Origin of the sequence: Snodgrassella gandavensis, assembly GCF_914768025.1 — a bacterium.
GTDB classification, from domain to species: Bacteria; Pseudomonadota; Gammaproteobacteria; order Burkholderiales; family Neisseriaceae; genus Snodgrassella; species Snodgrassella gandavensis.
This window is the reverse complement of sequence record NZ_CAJZCE010000002.1, coordinates 151,656-168,509: the sequence shown is the minus strand read 5'-3', so window position 1 is coordinate 168,509 and position 16,854 is coordinate 151,656. Positions and strand designations below refer to the sequence as shown.

13 protein-coding genes, 2 tRNA genes and 1 pseudogene are annotated in these 16,854 nt (G+C 45.8%); 7 read left to right on the top strand and 9 right to left on the bottom strand.

Annotation, left to right across the window (positions count from 1 at the left end):
• Positions 1-211: 211 nt before the first annotated feature.
• Both MJ764_RS02530 and MJ764_RS02525 read right to left on the bottom strand, forming a co-directional pair.
• Positions 212-1,375: an FAD-dependent monooxygenase gene (locus tag MJ764_RS02530; RefSeq protein WP_239324357.1), complete on the bottom strand. Its 1,164-nt coding sequence runs from the start codon at positions 1,373-1,375 to the stop codon at positions 212-214.
• Between the two features lie 27 nt (positions 1,376-1,402).
• Positions 1,403-2,593 (bottom strand): FAD-dependent monooxygenase, encoded by a 1,191-nt coding sequence (locus MJ764_RS02525; RefSeq protein WP_239324355.1) that lies wholly within the window; start codon positions 2,591-2,593, stop codon positions 1,403-1,405.
• 552 nt (positions 2,594-3,145) lie between these two features.
• Here MJ764_RS02525 and MJ764_RS02520 point away from each other — a divergent pair.
• The 5 genes and pseudogenes from MJ764_RS02520 (at position 3,146) to recG (ending at position 9,417) form a co-directional block, all read left to right on the top strand.
• On the top strand, positions 3,146-3,715 hold the full coding sequence (locus MJ764_RS02520) for an RDD family protein (RefSeq protein WP_239324353.1): 570 nt from the start codon (positions 3,146-3,148) through the stop codon (positions 3,713-3,715).
• 108 nt (positions 3,716-3,823) lie between these two features.
• A pseudogene (locus tag MJ764_RS02515) lies at positions 3,824-4,317 on the top strand (dihydroxy-acid dehydratase domain-containing protein); the annotation flags it as partial.
• Positions 4,318-4,435: 118 nt separating this feature from the next.
• Positions 4,436-5,125 (top strand): RDD family protein, encoded by a 690-nt coding sequence (locus MJ764_RS02510; RefSeq protein ID WP_239324351.1) that lies wholly within the window; start codon positions 4,436-4,438, stop codon positions 5,123-5,125.
• A 185-nt stretch (positions 5,126-5,310) separates the two neighbouring features.
• Entirely contained in the window at positions 5,311-7,179 is a 1,869-nt protein-coding gene (ilvD, locus tag MJ764_RS02505; protein WP_239324349.1) for a dihydroxy-acid dehydratase, read from the top strand.
• Between the two features lie 201 nt (positions 7,180-7,380).
• Entirely contained in the window at positions 7,381-9,417 is a 2,037-nt protein-coding gene (gene recG / locus MJ764_RS02500; protein WP_239324348.1) for an ATP-dependent DNA helicase RecG, read from the top strand.
• Positions 9,418-9,577: 160 nt separating this feature from the next.
• On the opposite strand, the gene MJ764_RS02495 is transcribed toward recG, so the two are convergent.
• The 5 genes from MJ764_RS02495 to MJ764_RS02475 form a co-directional block, all read right to left on the bottom strand.
• Positions 9,578-9,652 (bottom strand) — tRNA-Glu (locus MJ764_RS02495).
• Positions 9,653-9,662: 10 nt separating this feature from the next.
• Positions 9,663-9,739 (bottom strand) — tRNA-Arg (locus MJ764_RS02490).
• 157 nt (positions 9,740-9,896) lie between these two features.
• On the bottom strand, positions 9,897-11,237 hold the full coding sequence (locus tag MJ764_RS02485; protein ID WP_239324346.1) for a deoxyguanosinetriphosphate triphosphohydrolase: 1,341 nt from the start codon (positions 11,235-11,237) through the stop codon (positions 9,897-9,899).
• A gap of 169 nt (positions 11,238-11,406) precedes the next feature.
• The gene (gene gloB / locus MJ764_RS02480; RefSeq protein ID WP_239324546.1) at positions 11,407-12,165 is read right to left on the bottom strand and encodes a hydroxyacylglutathione hydrolase; all 759 of its coding nucleotides are present in this window, start codon (positions 12,163-12,165) and stop codon (positions 11,407-11,409) included.
• Between the two features lie 17 nt (positions 12,166-12,182).
• Complete coding sequence (locus MJ764_RS02475; RefSeq protein WP_239324345.1) at positions 12,183-12,719, bottom strand: NUDIX hydrolase; 537 nt, start codon at positions 12,717-12,719, stop codon at positions 12,183-12,185.
• A gap of 124 nt (positions 12,720-12,843) precedes the next feature.
• Between MJ764_RS02475 and crcB the strand changes: the two genes are divergently transcribed.
• Positions 12,844-13,230 carry a fluoride efflux transporter CrcB gene (gene crcB / locus MJ764_RS02470; protein WP_239324343.1) on the top strand — a complete coding sequence of 129 codons (387 nt, stop codon included), beginning with the start codon at positions 12,844-12,846 and terminating at the stop codon, positions 13,228-13,230.
• 18 nt (positions 13,231-13,248) lie between these two features.
• Here the strand turns inward: crcB and MJ764_RS02465 are convergent, their stop codons facing one another.
• Both MJ764_RS02465 and MJ764_RS02460 read right to left on the bottom strand, forming a co-directional pair.
• Positions 13,249-13,794: a GNAT family N-acetyltransferase gene (locus MJ764_RS02465; protein WP_239324342.1), complete on the bottom strand. Its 546-nt coding sequence runs from the start codon at positions 13,792-13,794 to the stop codon at positions 13,249-13,251.
• 53 nt (positions 13,795-13,847) lie between these two features.
• Positions 13,848-15,476: an ABC-F family ATPase gene (locus tag MJ764_RS02460; RefSeq protein WP_239324340.1), complete on the bottom strand. Its 1,629-nt coding sequence runs from the start codon at positions 15,474-15,476 to the stop codon at positions 13,848-13,850.
• A gap of 145 nt (positions 15,477-15,621) precedes the next feature.
• Between MJ764_RS02460 and MJ764_RS02455 the strand changes: the two genes are divergently transcribed.
• Positions 15,622-16,848 carry a chloride channel protein gene (locus MJ764_RS02455; RefSeq protein WP_239324339.1) on the top strand — a complete coding sequence of 409 codons (1,227 nt, stop codon included), beginning with the start codon at positions 15,622-15,624 and terminating at the stop codon, positions 16,846-16,848.
• Positions 16,849-16,854: the final 6 nt, after the last annotated feature.

The window sequence follows — 16,854 nt, the reverse complement described above, 5'->3', positions numbered from 1 at the left end:
ACACTGCATATTAAGTAAATTAATCTTACTGACACATATTAAATACCACCCAAATTTAAACTCCATATCTATCTTGTAATCAAAAAATTCATACTTGGAACAATTATATTGTTTACTTAATGATCGAATAAACGTACTGATTAAACTTCAGGAGCATGCGTATGGTAGCCTGAAAGCTAAGGGAAAAATAATACAGATTTAATCTGTAGCATTATAAACCCATGGCCTGACGAATCAGCCTGTTCTTAATCATCCCCGAACAATCAACCATATTCAGTCCCTGATTACGTAACCAGCCTATACCGGGTAAATCATCATTGGCAAACAACCGGAACAGTCCATCACATCCCTGTTGCATCATACGTACTGCCAGCAATCTGGAACGCTGATACTGCTTGAGCAATGACCAGTTACCTATATCACTAGATTGTGCCAAGAGATTGCTGAGGCACTGTACATCAGCAAAACCCAAATTAACACCCTGTCCAGCTAGCGGATGAACAGTGTGCGCGGCATCACCAATCAAAGCAACACGTTGACTGATAACCGTCTTTGGCTGACGTTTTATCAGGTCAAATGTGAATACTGGTGTAGTCAGCGTTAGCTCGCCCAGCGTGTAATGGCCAGCCTGAGCAACCTGCCGGGCAAAATCTTCTCCGGCCAGCATAGTCAGCTTTTCTGCATCAGCAGTTGACCAGACAATAGAAATCTGTTGTTGTGGCAAAGGCAGATAAGCGAGGATATCGCCACCACGGAACCATTGATAGGCACAACCATGATGTGGCTTTGCTGTACTGAAGTTAGCTACCACCCCCTGCTGCCGGTAAGGAGAAGCACTTACTTCGATGCCAACCTGTTCGCGCAGCCATGAATTGGCACCATCCGCACCTACCAGTAACTGACTACGATAAGACTCGCCATTTTCAAGTGTGACCTGTGCCGACCAGACATCGGTTTTAACCGACAGCAGCCGGCTTTCTGCTATCGTTACACCATTTTCTGCCAGTGCCAGCCATATTCTTGCCAGCAGATAACGGTTTTCCAGCATATAATTTAAACAGGGTACGTTTACACTGGCAGCATCAAAGCTGATATGCCCATGACCATCACCATACACTTGCATATGGCTTACTGCCTGCACTCGTTCTGCTGGCCAGATACCTAATTTATTTAAAAACTGCTGATTAGCTGGACTGACGGCATAAATACGAGCATCCCAAGCCTGAGACAGGCTGCTTAAATTGGTTTGAGGTGGCTTTTTTTCCAGTAACAGCACTTTTTTGCCCTGCTGGTGCAAGGCCAGAGCCAGAGTGGCACCAACCAGCCCGCCCCCCAGAATAGTGACATTAAAATCATACTGCTGCTTATTACTCATATTACTATCCATATTAATAAAGCATTCTCATTTAACCAGATAACTGGAATGCTGGTTCAGGCCAAAAACCAGCTGTCTGGTAAATTGGTGTCTTAATGCAGGTATTGCACCAAGAATGCCCATACCCAGACTTTGCCCATATTTAAGCCCGCTATGGGCATGATCAAACAGCTGTACCAGAATATGGGTAAAACCAACAACTGCACGAGCATCATATGCACGTGTCTGTGCATACTTTCTGGCCAAAGCAGCATTATCCAGAGCCGCCGGGTCCGCATTACCCAATATCTCACTGAGCGTTTCCGCATCGCGTACCCCCAGATTCAATCCCTGAGCTGCAACCGGATGCATGGTTTGGGCTGCATTACCGATACAGATTACCCGTTGACTGTACACCTGATTAAGCTGACGCAATTTCAGTGGAAAAGTCGCCGGCGTGCCCATCTGACACAACTGACCAAGCCGGTTTCCCATTACAGCCTGTAATTGTTGATTAAATGCATGCACATCCTGCTGCTGGCGCTGTTGTGCTTCCTTGGGAGTACAAGTCCATACCAGACGAAAATCATCACCATAAGGCAATAATGCGAAAGGGCCATTTCGGGTAAAACGTTCATAGGCAATAGACTGATTACTCGATTCAAATTTCAGAGTATTTACCAGTGCCTGCTGTCGGTAGTCATGGCTACGCACTCGAATATCCGGCAAACTGGCCGCCAGATTACCGCCCTCAGCCAGAATCAGCCATTGCGCTGTCAGAATATGCTGTTGTTGCTGAAATATGCATTGTACTGAAGCCCAATGCGCGGTACTTTGTACTTGCTCTACAGTAGTCTGCCATTGCACAGGTACATGATATTTTTGCAATGCCTTTTCACAGGCATGTAATAGCCGAGCATAATCAATTGTGGCACCGAGATACGGCAAATTAATATCCTGCGCTGTCAGCAATACACGGCCAAAATGTTGTTGTCGCGATACATGTACCTGCTGAATAAAAGTAAAGGTTTCATCAGGCAGATCCACACCAGCCCGCCGGAAAGCCTGAATACTGTGATATGACAAAGCCAGTGTGCGCTGGTCAGTTAAGTGGCTGTCGGCAGCACGCGCTTCCAGCAGTAATACAGGCTTACCCTGCTGCTGTAACTTCAGAGCGGCGAGCATACCAACGGGACCAGCACCGATAATAATAAACGGATAATGTGACAATGGCTGCATGATTCACCCCTTTACAAACAGATAAGCTGATTCTAACGTAATTCATCAGTAGAGCAACGGAAATCTGTCTAAAAGCAATAAGAGCACTAGGTAACCAGAAAAATATATAAAGCTAATCCAGATTGGAGTGACCACGCACATTCAAACAAAAAATTAAGGAGTGTTTGTTTGTTATATTCGATTAGAGGCAAATAGCCCAACGATGAGGCTATCCTGCTAACATCGTTGTAATCAAAGTATTAGGCCATGCCATAGTGATATAAGCAATCATTGACACAAATACACTAAACATCATCATTAATCAGTTAATTTAAATACAAATATAAATTTGCTAATTAGTATTTCCTAAAGATTTTATAGCTTGAATAATTATTTTGTTGTTTTCTAATCAAGCAGAAATTTATAATTGCAGTGGCATTACTATTTATCCAAATAGTCTATCTGCTAGTTCAGTCAATAGTTTATATCCTGTCAATTCAACTATAAATTGATATAAATATAAAATATTATTTACTCTATATATCTTATATTTACTTTTTGATACCTTTATATATGACTGATTTTCTTTCCTCTTCATCCACCAATACCTTAGCGGACGATTATGAAGTTGAACTAGCCTCACCTTGGATGCGTATTGCTGCTGTTTTAATTAACGGGCTGATTTTTCATCTTGGTATGATTCTGGGCACACTTTTCTTTGGGCTTTCAGCCAAAATGTTGCACAGTGTCCTAGCCGGAAAAATATGTTTAATACTGGCTACTTTAGTTCCGTTATTAATGTATTTTATTGGTCAGAGCATTATGATGAGTACAAAAGGCCAATCCTTTGGAAAAAAACTGCTAAGAATAAAAGTTATCGGGATAGACGGTAGTAATCCCGGCTTTATTGGAACTGTTTTACTCCGTACAGCAGTCCCTGCTGTTGCATTAATCACAGTAGGTCTATCACTAAATCTGATCTTTTATCAAAATATTGTAATTGCATTAGCTAAACCTAATACTATAGCTTTATTTTTTTATGTTATTTGCCTGTTTATGTTATTTCGCACCGCAACTTATCGTCGCACTTTAGAAGACTATCTGGCTACAACCATTGTAATTAAAATAAAATCTAGCCCTTAGTTTACAAAAATTAACTTCATGTGTACTATGGGTGCGCATGCACTATGACGCGCAACTTGAGTTGCCGATCATAATTTTGCAAACACTAATGGTTAGCAATAAAGGCACAAATTGGATTTGATGGATACGATGAATGAAGTCGGTAATGATAAAGTCAGCGATGAAACTGTGGCCAGTATAGAACGCAGTGCCTGCCCTACCTGCGGTTCCTGCTCCGGCATGTTTACGGCCAATTCAATGAACTGTCTGACTGAAGTACTGGGCTTGTCTTTACCCGGTAATGGTTCTTTACTGGCTACCCATGCATTACGTAAAGAATTATTTCTCGAAGCTGGACGGCGTATTGTTGAATTAGCCAAACGCTATTATGAACAGGATGATAGCAGTGTTCTTCCCCGCAGCATTGCCACCAAGGCAGCGTTTAATAATGTCATGAGTCTGGATATCGCTGTGGGCGGTTCTACCAATACAGTATTGCACCTACTCGCCGCTGCTACCGAAGCTGGAGTTAATTTCAAAATGGCCGATATCGACCTGTTAAGCCGCCATGTACCCTGTTATGTAAAGCTGCACCGGCTACGCAGAAATATCATATGGAAGATGGGCAGTACCCATCCGGAGCAGGAGAGGTGCGATAAGTCGATTTATTATAGAATTTAGTAACAGAATTAACTATTGTCTATAAAAGCAAAATATACAAAATTTGGGATAGATTCAATTATGGTAAACACACAACAACATTCAGACTCAAATAATAATCAATCTAAATTGTTTATGACTGAATCCCGTAGCTCAGTCGCAGTCGAATTAGCTTCTCCGTGGAGGAGAATTGCAGCCTATTTAATTAATAATGCAATATATTATTTTATTATTTTTATAGGTCTGCGCATTTATAACGCAACATTTGATTTTAAATCTGAGGCCTTAGGACAAAATATTGTACAACCTTTTGAATTATGGTTTCTTTCTGACTACGAGTCTACAGAACCAGTCTCATCTATTTTAGGATTGCTGTTTGTTTCTGAAGAAACACATGATCTATCAAGTATATTTTTATATATTATTTTACCTGTGGTCATTTTTGCGCTTTGGCAAACTATACAGATGAGTATCACAGGGCAATCTATTGGTAAACGACTGATGGGTATTAAAGTTATTGGTATTTACGGTCAAAATCCGGGATTTGCTGGTACTGTATTGCTTCGCGAAATTAGTTTTCAGATGATTTCACATATTATTGTTATTTTGGTAGTTATATTTGTCAAACCTTCTGAATTATTTGATGGTAGAGTATTTAATTTTCCACTTCTGGCTATTTTTTGCCTGATTATGCTTTTTCTAAAAAATATTAATTACCGTACTCTTCAAGATTATTTAGCCAAGACAATAGTCATAAAAGCTGAGAAATAGCCATGTAGATAATACATATCAGCACATACTATTTCGAAAAATAAATTTCGGCGTACACTGCAAATGTTCTAGCTACAACTATTGTAATTAAAGTTTAGCCCTGAGTTTACAAACATCAACTGTCTGCGTACCATGCTGGCAGTTGTTTTACATTTACAGATAAAAAAACATACAAGGGAATAATCATGCCACAATACCGTTCACAGACTTCCACACACGGGCGCAATATGGCTGGTGCGCGAGCACTATGGCGCGCAACTGGGGTTGCCGATCATGATTTCGGCAAACCCATTATTGCCATTGCCAATTCTTTTACTCAGTTTGTTCCCGGCCATGTGCATTTACATAATATCGGTCAGTTGGTGGCACGCGAAATTGAGCGTTCCGGTGGTATCGCTAAGGAATTTAATACTATTGCCGTAGATGACGGCATTGCCATGGGGCATGAAGGGATGCTGTACAGTTTGCCTTCACGCGACCTGATTGCCGATAGCGTTGAATATATGGTTAATGCCCATTGTGCAGATGCGCTGGTGTGTATATCCAACTGCGACAAAATTACCCCGGGCATGCTGATGGCGTCGATGCGCCTGAATATTCCAACCATATTTGTATCCGGTGGCCCGATGGAAGCCGGTAAAATCATCGCTACGACTAATGGTCAGCAACAGATGCGCAAGCTGGATCTGATTGATGCGATGATTGAAGCCGGTAACGATAAAATCAGCGATGAAACTGTGGCCAGTATAGAACGCAGTGCCTGCCCTACCTGCGGCTCCTGCTCCGGCATGTTTACGGCCAATTCGATGAACTGTCTGACTGAGGCACTGGGCTTGTCTTTGCCCGGTAATGGTTCTTTACTGGCTACCCATGCATTACGTAAAGAACTGTTTCTCGAAGCTGGACGGCGTATTGTTGAATTAGCCAAACGCTATTATGAACAGGATGATAGCAGTGTTCTTCCCCGCAGCATTGCCACCAAGGCAGCGTTTAATAATGCCATGAGTCTGGATATCGCTATGGGCGGTTCTACCAATACAGTATTGCACCTACTCGCCGCTGCTACCGAAGCTAGGGTTAATTTCAAAATGGCCGATATCGACCTGTTAAGCCGGCATGTGCCCTGTCTGTGTAAAGTTGCACCGGCTACGCAGAAATATCATATGGAAGATGTACATCGCGCCGGCGGAGTAATGGCCATTCTGTCTCAGCTCAATCGTGCCGGCCTACTGGATACCAGCGTGCATACTGTCCATACGCCCACGCTGGCAGATGCGATTGCACACTGGGATGTAAGCAATCCGGCCAATACAGAGGCAAAACAACGATATCAGGCTGCGCCGGGTGGTGTACGTTCAACAGAAGCTTTCTCGCAGAACAGTATATGGCCATCGCTTGATCTGGATCGTGCAAATGGCTGTATCCGTGATAAAGAACATGCCTATTCACAGGATGGCGGTCTGGCGGTTTTGTTTGGCAATCTGGCCGAACGTGGCTGTGTGGTGAAAACCGCTGGTGTAGACGACAGTATTCTTAAATTTAGCGGCCGTGCCCGCGTATTTGAAAGCCAAGATGAGGCGGTTGAAGCCATTCTGGGCAATCAGATTGTGGCTGGTGATGTGGTTATTATCCGTTATGAAGGTCCTAAAGGTGGGCCCGGTATGCAGGAAATGCTTTATCCTACCAGCTATCTGAAATCCAAAGGCTTGGGTAAAGCCTGTGCCCTGCTCACCGATGGTCGTTTTTCCGGTGGCACATCCGGCTTGTCAATTGGCCACGCTTCGCCAGAGGCGGCTGAAGGTGGCAATATTGGTCTGGTACACGAAGGCGATATTATTGAAATTGATATTCCTGCACGCCGGATTCATCTGGCCGTATCTGACTCTGAATTACAACAACGCCGTGCAGAGATGGAAAGCCGTGGTGCCCGTGCATGGAAACCTGTAGAGCGCCAGCGCCATGTTTCCGTTGCTTTACGCGCCTATGCCGCGATGACTACCAGCGCCGATACCGGTGCAGTACGTGATGTAACCCAAGTAGAACGACAGGATTAATTGATTCTGAAAATCTACCCGTTTTGCTGCGGATAAAATTACCGGCCAGCAAAACGGGTTTATTTTTGTGACAAAGACATCTATTAAATAATCGCCAGTCATTTATCTGCTATTAATTGAGGTAACGCCAGCCAGAATAGCGATATGCGTTTAAACATGCTATGGTAGCAGTGTTGCATCATATCTTTTAACTGTTTCACCATGTCTACCGCTGCTTTTCCTTTTCCTGTCAGTGCAGGCACACTTGCTAAACTGGCCAAGCTCAATATCAGTAATATCTGGGATTTGGCTCTGCACCTGCCTTTACGCTATGAAGACGAAACTCATATCACCCCAATCGCTGACGCCCAGACGGGTGTACCAGTCCAGATTGAAGCAACGGTAATCCATCAACAAATACAATTTCGTCCGCGCAAACAGTTAGTAGTACAAGTTAAAGATGTATCCGGATATGTTTTGTATCTGCGTTTTCTGCATTTTTACCCCAGTCAGCAAAAACAACTGGCAGAAGGCAATGTGATTCGGGCGCTTGGTGAAATCAGACATGGCTTTTTTGGTGATGAAATGGTACATCCCAAAATTCGTACCGATATCGACAAGGGATTAGCCGAAAGCCTGACACCAATTTACCCTACAGTTAATGGACTGAATCAACCCACTTTACGTCGCCTGATTCAGGCTTCACTTAAGCATCTGCCTGCCGACGATACCCTGCCAGCCGAGCTATTACAACAATTGCAATTACCTTCCTTTCTGGAAAGTCTGACTTTTCTGCATTCTCCCCCACCTGAGTACACGGCGCGGGACTTACATGAAGGCACTTTACCAGCATGGCAGCGGCTGAAATTCGATGAATTACTGGCACAGCAATTATCAATGCGGCTGGCTCGCCAGCAGCGTTTGAGTGGTCACGCCACAGCTTTATGTGGTGACGGACGCATCAGTCAACCTTTACTGGCTAATCTGGGTTTCGCCTTAACTACGGCACAACAGCGTGCCATTGCTGAAATCACGAATGACTTGGCACAAACACATCCGATGCACCGTTTATTACAAGGAGATGTGGGTAGCGGCAAAACCATTGTTTGTGCACTTGCTGCCGCAGCAGCAATGGAAGCTGGTTTTCAGGTAGCGGTAATGGCACCTACAGAGATTCTGGCTGAACAGCATTACCTGAAATTTCAGCAATGGTTTGCGCCATTGGGAATCAGGATTGTCTGGCTTTCCGGTAGTGTGCGCAAAAAAGCCCGTAAAGAAGCCAAAAATGAGCTGGCAAACGGTACGGTTCAACTGGCTGTTGGCACGCATGCGCTGTTTCAGGATGATGTAGCCTTTCATAATCTGGGGTTGGTTATTGTTGATGAACAACACCGCTTTGGTGTAGCCCAGCGTCTGGCCTTAAAGAATAAAGGAGATGATGTACATCAGTTGATGATGTCTGCCACCCCGATACCACGGACACTGGCAATGAGTTTTTTTGCTGATCTGGATGTTTCGGTGATTGATGAACTGCCGCCCGGACGCACGCCGGTAGTAACCCGTTTGGTAAACAGTGCGCGCCGACATGAAGTGGAAAAACTGGTGAAGCATACCTGCACTCAGGGGCGACAGGTGTATTGGGTATGCCCATTGATTGAGGAATCGGAAACCTTACAATTACAAACAGCAGTGGATACCGTTGTTCAATTACAGGCTGCCTTGCCGGAACTGACCATAGGCCTGATTCATGGCCGTCTGAAACCTGCGGAAAAAGCGGCGGTGATGGTGGCATTCGTCGAAGGGAGTACTCAGGTACTGGTAGCAACCACTGTGATTGAAGTGGGTGTGGATGTGCCTAATGCCAGCCTGATGGTTATCGAACACGCGGAGCGTATGGGACTGGCGCAATTGCATCAACTGCGCGGACGCGTAGGGCGTGGTGCTGCGGCCAGCCGCTGTGTATTGCTGTTTAGTGAACCGCTGGGCGATTTGGCTAAAGCGCGCCTGAAAGTAATTTATGAAAATACTGATGGTTTTGAGATTGCCAGACAAGATTTAAACATCCGTGGCCCCGGAGAATTTCTGGGAGCACGCCAAAGTGGTGTGCCCATGCTGCGCTTTGCCAATCTGGAAGAAGATTTGCCATTACTGGAAAAAGCACGTGATCTGGCGCCGATTTTGATTAGCCAGCAACCAGAAATAGTTAATAAACATCTGCAACGCTGGCTGTCTCAACGTGCTGCTTATCTGGGTGTATAAGTTGAGTTCCGCTGTATCAGCCACATGATTCAAACTTATTCAGTGATGACGCTAATAAGTAGGATTATTGAGACAAATAGCCACCAGATAAATCCATCACTAACAGAATTTAAACAAAATAAAAAAACCTGTTTGAAAAATCAAACAGGTTTTCAGAATCTGGCACGCCCACGGGGAATCGAACCCCGGTTACCGCCGTGAAAGGGCGATGTCCTAACCGCTAGACGATGGGCGCGTTGTCTTGATGGTGCACCCGGAGCGATTCGAACGCCCGACCCTCTGGTTCGTAGCCAGATACTCTATCCAACTGAGCTACGGGTGCATTGCTTTCGAACTCGTTTAAGAGTCACCGAAAATCAAGAAGCGCGATAATACGCAATAATCTGATCCTTGGCAAGCAAAAAACGGGAATAAAAATAAAATAAATATTTATGCTTATGATTTATATAATTATTTTATATAACCCTCAGGCGCAAAATCTACAACATACCAATACCGGATACCTCACGCGCCAGTTTCGCTGCGGTGTTATCCGTCATGCCACCGACAAAATCCAGCACTTTCATATAGGCCAGATACAAACCATCGTCTCTGCTTAGCTTCTGTTCCTTCAATAAGGACAAGGCCAACTCCTGCCGTTTGCTTAATTTATCGGTTTTAATAAACGCATACACAGCCGGTACCAGCAAGCCCAGAATCGAACCTAGACAGGGAAAAGTAGCGATTTCCGTAATCAGCTTGCTCTGGTGGCGGAATATCCTTGTCCGTGCCAGCTCCTTGGCTGCATGCAGTGCCTCATTTACGTCTGGGCTGGCCAGAGCAAGTAAATCTTTGCCACGAAAGGAGCCATTTAATAAATCACCGTGGTGTTTGATAAAAGTATGCGCAATATCATCTACCGCACGGCCAATAGCAATACCACGCAAACGGGCACAACGTTCCTGACTAGCATACGAATGCCATTCATATTCTTTATTGGTTAGTCTGGACAGGATTTGCTCTACTTCATCAACCTGTAACAAGCCCAGCTCCACTGCATCTTCCAAATCCAGCAAGGCGTAGCAGATATCATCGGCAGCTTCCATTAAATAGGATAATGGATGCCGTACCCAGTGATTTTCACCCGCCTCTGGCAAGCCAAGCTGTTGAGCAATACAACGGATAAAAGGCAGTTCTGTCTGATAAATATTGAATTTACGCCGCCCCTGCTCAGCCGAACTTGTCCACGGGTATTTCAGCAAGGCACCGATAACTGCTGCGGTGAGGCGCATGCCGCCATCGTTCTGATACATTTCCAGACTGGCCACCAGTCGCAGGCTATGTGCATTACCTTCATAGGTTTCAATATCATTGCGCTCAGCAGTGCTTAGCTCCTGTAAATAATGTGCGTGCTGCGGGTCACGAAACCATTCTCGCAGTGCATCTTCACCGGTATGCCCAAACGGCGGATTACCAAAATCATGCGCCAGACAGGCTACCTGTACTATCGCACCAATATCGGCAGCATGACTGCCCGGTGGTAGAAAATTACCGGCAGCCAGCATAACGCCGACACGATTGCCCAAGCTGCGCCCGACACTGGCTACTTCAACACTATGAGTGAGGCGGTTGTGCGTGTTGTCATGCAAAGCAAACGGATGCACCTGCGTTTTACGTGCCAGACGGCGAAAACCGCTGGAAAACACCACACGATCATAATCTATGTGAAAATCAGTACGTAAAGCCTCCGCGCCTTCTTCACTGGAGGCGGTCACAGTAGGCACGATACAGCCATTATCCGGTTTAAAACGTTGGGCACTTAATAATTGTGTCCAGTTCATACAGTATGGCGAAGTTGTTTTCATATTCAGACAGGTTGACAGGCTGAAAGCGCCATGAATCTTTCACTGGCCGATATCATCAGTTGTTATCATTCAGCCCTGTTTCAACTCATATATTCCTTCGTTATTATGCTGGCTCAATGATAACATGCTGTAACCTATACCGTAATCAAAAACGGTTTTTCCATTCCCGCAAACAGGTAAATACTGCCAGTGGCTCAGTGGACTGCTGCTCAGGCAATCCTTTCTGCACTACTGATGCGATAACTGGCGGCTGGCTGGTACGCAAAAAAGGATTAATATCACGTTCATGTGCCAAACTTACCGGTAATGTGGGTAATGTTGCTGTCTGCGATAATGCCTGCCGGATTGCCGGATTATCCGGTTCTACAACCTGAGCAAATTTTAAATTAGCTGCCGTATACTCATGTGCCGGATAAAATAAAGTATCTTGCGGCAGGCTGTTTAAGCGCTGCAAGCTGGCAAACATTTGTGCCATAGTTCCGGTAAATACCCGTCCGCAACCGGCACTAAGCAGCGTATCACCACAAAATACCCGTTGCTGGCCAGCAGAATCAGCCAATAGATAAGCCAGATGATCAGCAGTATGACCGGGAATATGCCATACAGATATCTGTTGCCCGAAAACTTCAAATTCGCTGCCTTCGTTTACTGCCCTGTTCACCTCAGGCCACTCACCCCAGCCAATAACCTCACACTGTGGATAGTGTTGTTTTAATGCTGCTACACCACCAATATGGTCATGGTGTGCATGGGTAAGCCAGATAGCATTCAGGTTTAACGCCTGTGCAGCCAGATAATTCTTCACCACAGCGGCTTCACCTGGGTCTATCACTATTGCCTGACTTCCCTGCCGCAGCAACCAGATATAATTATCCGACAAGGCGGGTAATGGAATGATTTGCATCACGGCATCCTCCAGTTTTAGCAATACAATAGCCAGTACTGCAAGGCAATCAGGGTTTTGCCGTCATGAATCTGGTTATTGGCCAATGCCGTACGCACTTCATCCCGGCTTAGCAGTAATGGTTCAAGAATTTCATCCTCATCTGCTGCCAGTGCACTATTGGGCTGCACATTTTCCGCCAGATAAAGATACATTTTTTCATCACCGAAACCGGGCACGGTATAGAAAGTATGAATCAGTTTAACTTCTGCTGCGGTATAAGGAGTTTCTTCCGCCAACTCCCGCAAGGCTGCATCAGCCGGATCCTCATTTTTGCCATCCAGCTTGCCCGCCGGAATTTCCAGTAATGCCTCTCCCACCGGATAGCGCCATTGCCTTACCAGTACCACTTTCTGTTCAGCAGTCACGGCCAGTACCGCTGCGGCACCGGGATGCTGTACCACTACCCGCTGTGCCTGCTTGCCATTCGGCAAGCTGACGGTATCCTCAAACACATTTAAAAATGAACCTCGATAAATTTCTTTGCTGGTGATTTTGGTTTCGGTTAAATTCATATTAATATTTTTTACAGTGACTAAAACCCTAGCGTAGTCATTTCAGTTGCTTATGGCAATATAGGATACTGCTTTAGCGTAAAATAAATAATCCTATACCCGTGTTTTTTTTACTGGATTCATTATGTATTTATCTTTATTCGCTATTGCCAGCGGAGCTGCGCTGGGTGCCATTTTGCGCTGGCTGCTAGGTATCAGCCTGAATTCACTTCATTCCTGTCTGCCGTATGGCACCTTAATGGCCAACTGGACAGGAGCCTATCTGATTGGCCTGTCCAGTGGCCTGTTTATGCATTTGGTGAATATTGCACCCGAATGGCGCTTGTTTGTCATCACCGGTTTTCTTGGCGGGCTGACTACTTTTTCAACTTTTTCGCTCGAATCTGTGCAATTACTCCAATCACAACGCTATGCTCTGGCCATAACCCATATACTGCTGCATACAGGCGGTTCCTTATTGCTCACCATACTCGGTTTACTGAGCGTACACTGGTGGCTGAGAATCGCCTGAAACAGCATCATGTGTTTATCAGCCATCCACAGGCTGCGCTGGTGTTTCCAGAATGAGCTGGTACAGCGCCGCATCCAGCCAGTGGCCGAACTTGAAACCAATCTGCGGCAATGTGCCCACATGTTTGAAGCCAAGCTGCTCATGCAGGGCTATGCTACCACTATTGGCTGCATCAATTACACCCATTAATACATGCATATCTGCCTTTTGTGCACGCGTAATCAGTTCCTGCATCAGCTTGCGTGCCAGCCCTTGCCGCCGGCAGTCATTGCGTACATACACACTGTGTTCTACCGTGTATTTATTAGCCGGATAATCCCGGAATGCACCCCATGAAGCAAAGGCCAGCAGTTCTCCCTGCCCGTTTACTGCACCAACTACTGGGCAGTTGCGCGCACGCTTGGCTGCAAACCAGCCTTCCATGAATGACAGCGAGCGCGGTTCATAATCATACAGGGCAGTAGAACCAGCAATAGTATCGTTAAAAAGCGCCAGAATGGCTGCTGCGTGTTCTTTTTCCGTACAGTCAACCAGCTTTACCGTATCATTCCTGTCTATACTCATTACTTTTCTCCCATATAAAAAACTGCCTGTAAATACAGGCAGTCAGCACAAAATCAGATCAGGCCTTTTTTGGCCAGATAGCCTTCATAATCACCCAGATAATACTCAAAGCCGCCTTCACCATCCAGCTCAAGAATCTGCGTAGCCAGACTGGAAACAAACTGGCGGTCATGAGACACAAACACCAGCGTACCCGGGAATTTTTCCAGCGCCATATTTAACGCCTCAATACTTTCCATATCCATGTGGTTAGTGGGTTCATCCATCACCAGCACATTCGGTTCCTGCAAAATCAGCTTGCCATACAGCATACGGCCTTTTTCACCACCCGACAGTACCTGCACCTGCTTGCCCACTTCATTGCTGCCAAAAAGCAAGCGTCCCAAAGTACCGCGAATCACCTGCTCATCATCGCCGTCTTTACCCCACTGGCGCATCCACTCAGTTAAAGTCATCGGTACATCAAAATCATTTTCATGGTCTTGCGGGTAATAGCCTACCTGTGCTTTTTCCGCCCATTTAACTTTACCTGTATCTGCCTTGATGCCTTCGTTACAGGCTTCATCGTATGCGCCGGCCAGTAATTTCAGCAGGGTGGATTTACCGGCACCATTCGGGCCGATAATGGCCAGCCGCTCACCAGCATCCAGCATCAGATTCAGCTTGTTAAACAATTGCCGGTCGAATCGCTTGGATAAATCCTGTACTTCCAGTGCCTGCCGGTGTAATTTTTTCTTGTCGTCAAAATTAAAGCGGATAAACGGACTCTGACGGCTGGATGGCTTCACTTCTACCATATCGGCCTTGATTTTATCTGCCAGTTTGGCACGACTGGTTGCCTGCCTTGCCTTGGATTTATTGGCGGAAAAACGCGCCACAAATTCCTGCAATTCCTGTAGTTTTTCCTTGGCTTTGGCATTGTCTTTCAGGGTACGTTCACGCGCCTGAGTTGAAGCCAGCATATAATCATCATAATTACCCGGATACAACGTAATGCCACCATAATCCACATCGGCCATATAAGTGCACACTTCATTCAGAAAGTGGCGGTCGTGTGAAATAATAATCATGGTAGATTCATAGCTATTCAATACTCCTTCCAGCCAGCGAATGGTATTGATATCCAGATTATTGGTAGGTTCATCCAGCAGCAGCACGTCTGGTTTGGAAAACAGTGCCTGTGCCAGCAGTACACGCAGTTTGAAGCCGGGTGCTACTTCACTCATACTGGCATTATGTAAATGCTCATCAATGCCCACACCGGCAAGCAATTCGGCAGCACGTGCCTCAGCCGTATAACCATCATACTCGGCAAACTTAGCTTCCAGATCAGCCGCGCGCATATAGTCATCTTCAGTAGCATCCGGATTGGCATAGATAGCATCACGCTCTGTCATGGCAGCCCACATTTCCGTATGCCCCATCAACACCACATCCAGCACCCGCATATCTTCATACGCAAATTGATCCTGCCGCAGCTTACCCAGCCGCAGCCCCTGATCGATGGCAACTTCACCACTGCTGGGTTCCAGATCGCCACCCAGAATTTTCATAAAAGTTGATTTACCTGAACCGTTGGCACCAATCAAACCATAACGATGGCCGCCACCGAACTTCACCGACACATTTTCAAACAATGGCTTAGCGCCAAACTGCATCGTAATATTATTGGTACTGATCACAGGAATGTTCCTTTAAAATCCTGACAAAATGGTCTAATTTTAGCACAGGCACATGCCAAAATTCGGCAATCCCTGTACTGACGTTTACAATATAGTCATTTAAAATGTAAAAAACACTTTTTATTTACTACAAATTCATAGTGATATGGCCAGATTAAGCCCTAAACTAATAGCCTTATTATTGCTCTGTGGTGCCATTGCTGGTGTGGCCGGCATGGTGCTTATCGGCTTACTGCATCTTATTCAGCAGATAGTTTACGGAATTTCCCGCATTGATGGCATCACTTTTCGCAACATAGTCGAACAAACCAGCGCCACACATCGGCTACTGGCCTTAAGCGGCTGTGGCGTGGTTGCCGGCACAGGCTGGTTCATACTGCACCGTTATGCCCCCAAACTGGTTGACATCAAACAGGCAATCGGTAACAGCGGCACACCCATCCCATTAAGCACCACCTTGATGCATGGCCTGCTTCAGATACTTACCGTAGGTATGGGTTCTCCTCTCGGACGTGAAACAGCACCACGTGAAATCAGTTCAGCCCTTGCTGATTATATTAGCCGTCGCTTATCTATCAGCACTGAAGAGCGCAAAATCCTGCTGGCCTGTAGTGCGGCTGCCGGTCTGTCCGCGGTTTTTGATGTGCCACTGGCTGCTGCCCTGTTTGCGCTGGAAACCTTGCTATTCAGTTTTCAGCGTAATCATGTTATCGCTGCTTTAATCTGCTGTACGACTGCTGCCTGGGTCGCCCGTGTGGGATTGGGCAGCACACCAGCCTATCAGCTACCAACCTTTAGTCTGAACAGCCCACTGTTAATTTGGGCACTGCTGCTCGGTCCGGTAATCGCTACCAGCTCATGGTTGTTACAACGCCAGCTAGCCTACTGTAAACCAGCCACCCGTAGTAATCCCAAACTGATTTTTATCAGTATGGCTGCTTTTATATTAATTGGTGTCATGGCCATGTGGTTACCAGAAATACTGGGTAATGGCAAAGCCGGTAACGAACTGTTATTTAATGCCAGCATTGGCTGGCATTACGCTCTGGTACTGCTAATCGGCAAATGGCTGGCACTGCTGCTGGCAACCCGCGGTGGTGCTTATGGTGGGTTTATTACCCCCTCAATGATGCTCGGCGGCCTCATCGCATTACTGGCAGCCACTGCTTGGAACAATGTACTACCATCAGTGCCCGTTGTTGCCGCAGTGGTGACTGGTGCCACCGTTTTTCTGGCTATACAGCAAAAAATGCCCCTCACTGCCATATTATTTGTACTGGAAATAACCAACATCACGCCAGACTTTATCATGCCTGTGAGCCTGTGTCTGCTTACCGCACTACTCTGCCAGCAGGCTTTAAACAAACAGTAAACCAAA

What these genes read in the sequence shown, in the direction of transcription:
- MJ764_RS02530 (WP_239324357.1), bottom strand. Translation starts at nt 1,375, where the DNA reads ATGAGTAATAAGCAGCAGTATGATTTTAATGTCACTATTCTGGGGGGC.
- MJ764_RS02510 (WP_239324351.1), top strand. Translation starts at nt 4,436, where the DNA reads ATGGTAAACACACAACAACATTCAGACTCAAATAATAATCAATCTAAA.
- gloB (WP_239324546.1), bottom strand. Translation starts at nt 12,165, where the DNA reads ATGCAAATCATTCCATTACCCGCCTTGTCGGATAATTATATCTGGTTG.
- MJ764_RS02475 (WP_239324345.1), bottom strand. Translation starts at nt 12,719, where the DNA reads ATGAATTTAACCGAAACCAAAATCACCAGCAAAGAAATTTATCGAGGT.
- MJ764_RS02520 (WP_239324353.1), top strand. Translation starts at nt 3,146, where the DNA reads ATGACTGATTTTCTTTCCTCTTCATCCACCAATACCTTAGCGGACGAT.
- recG (WP_239324348.1), top strand. Translation starts at nt 7,381, where the DNA reads ATGTCTACCGCTGCTTTTCCTTTTCCTGTCAGTGCAGGCACACTTGCT.
- ilvD (WP_239324349.1), top strand. Translation starts at nt 5,311, where the DNA reads ATGCCACAATACCGTTCACAGACTTCCACACACGGGCGCAATATGGCT.
- crcB (WP_239324343.1), top strand. Translation starts at nt 12,844, where the DNA reads ATGTATTTATCTTTATTCGCTATTGCCAGCGGAGCTGCGCTGGGTGCC.
- MJ764_RS02455 (WP_239324339.1), top strand. Translation starts at nt 15,622, where the DNA reads ATGGCCAGATTAAGCCCTAAACTAATAGCCTTATTATTGCTCTGTGGT.
- MJ764_RS02485 (WP_239324346.1), bottom strand. Translation starts at nt 11,237, where the DNA reads ATGAACTGGACACAATTATTAAGTGCCCAACGTTTTAAACCGGATAAT.
- MJ764_RS02525 (WP_239324355.1), bottom strand. Translation starts at nt 2,593, where the DNA reads ATGCAGCCATTGTCACATTATCCGTTTATTATTATCGGTGCTGGTCCC.
- MJ764_RS02465 (WP_239324342.1), bottom strand. Translation starts at nt 13,794, where the DNA reads ATGAGTATAGACAGGAATGATACGGTAAAGCTGGTTGACTGTACGGAA.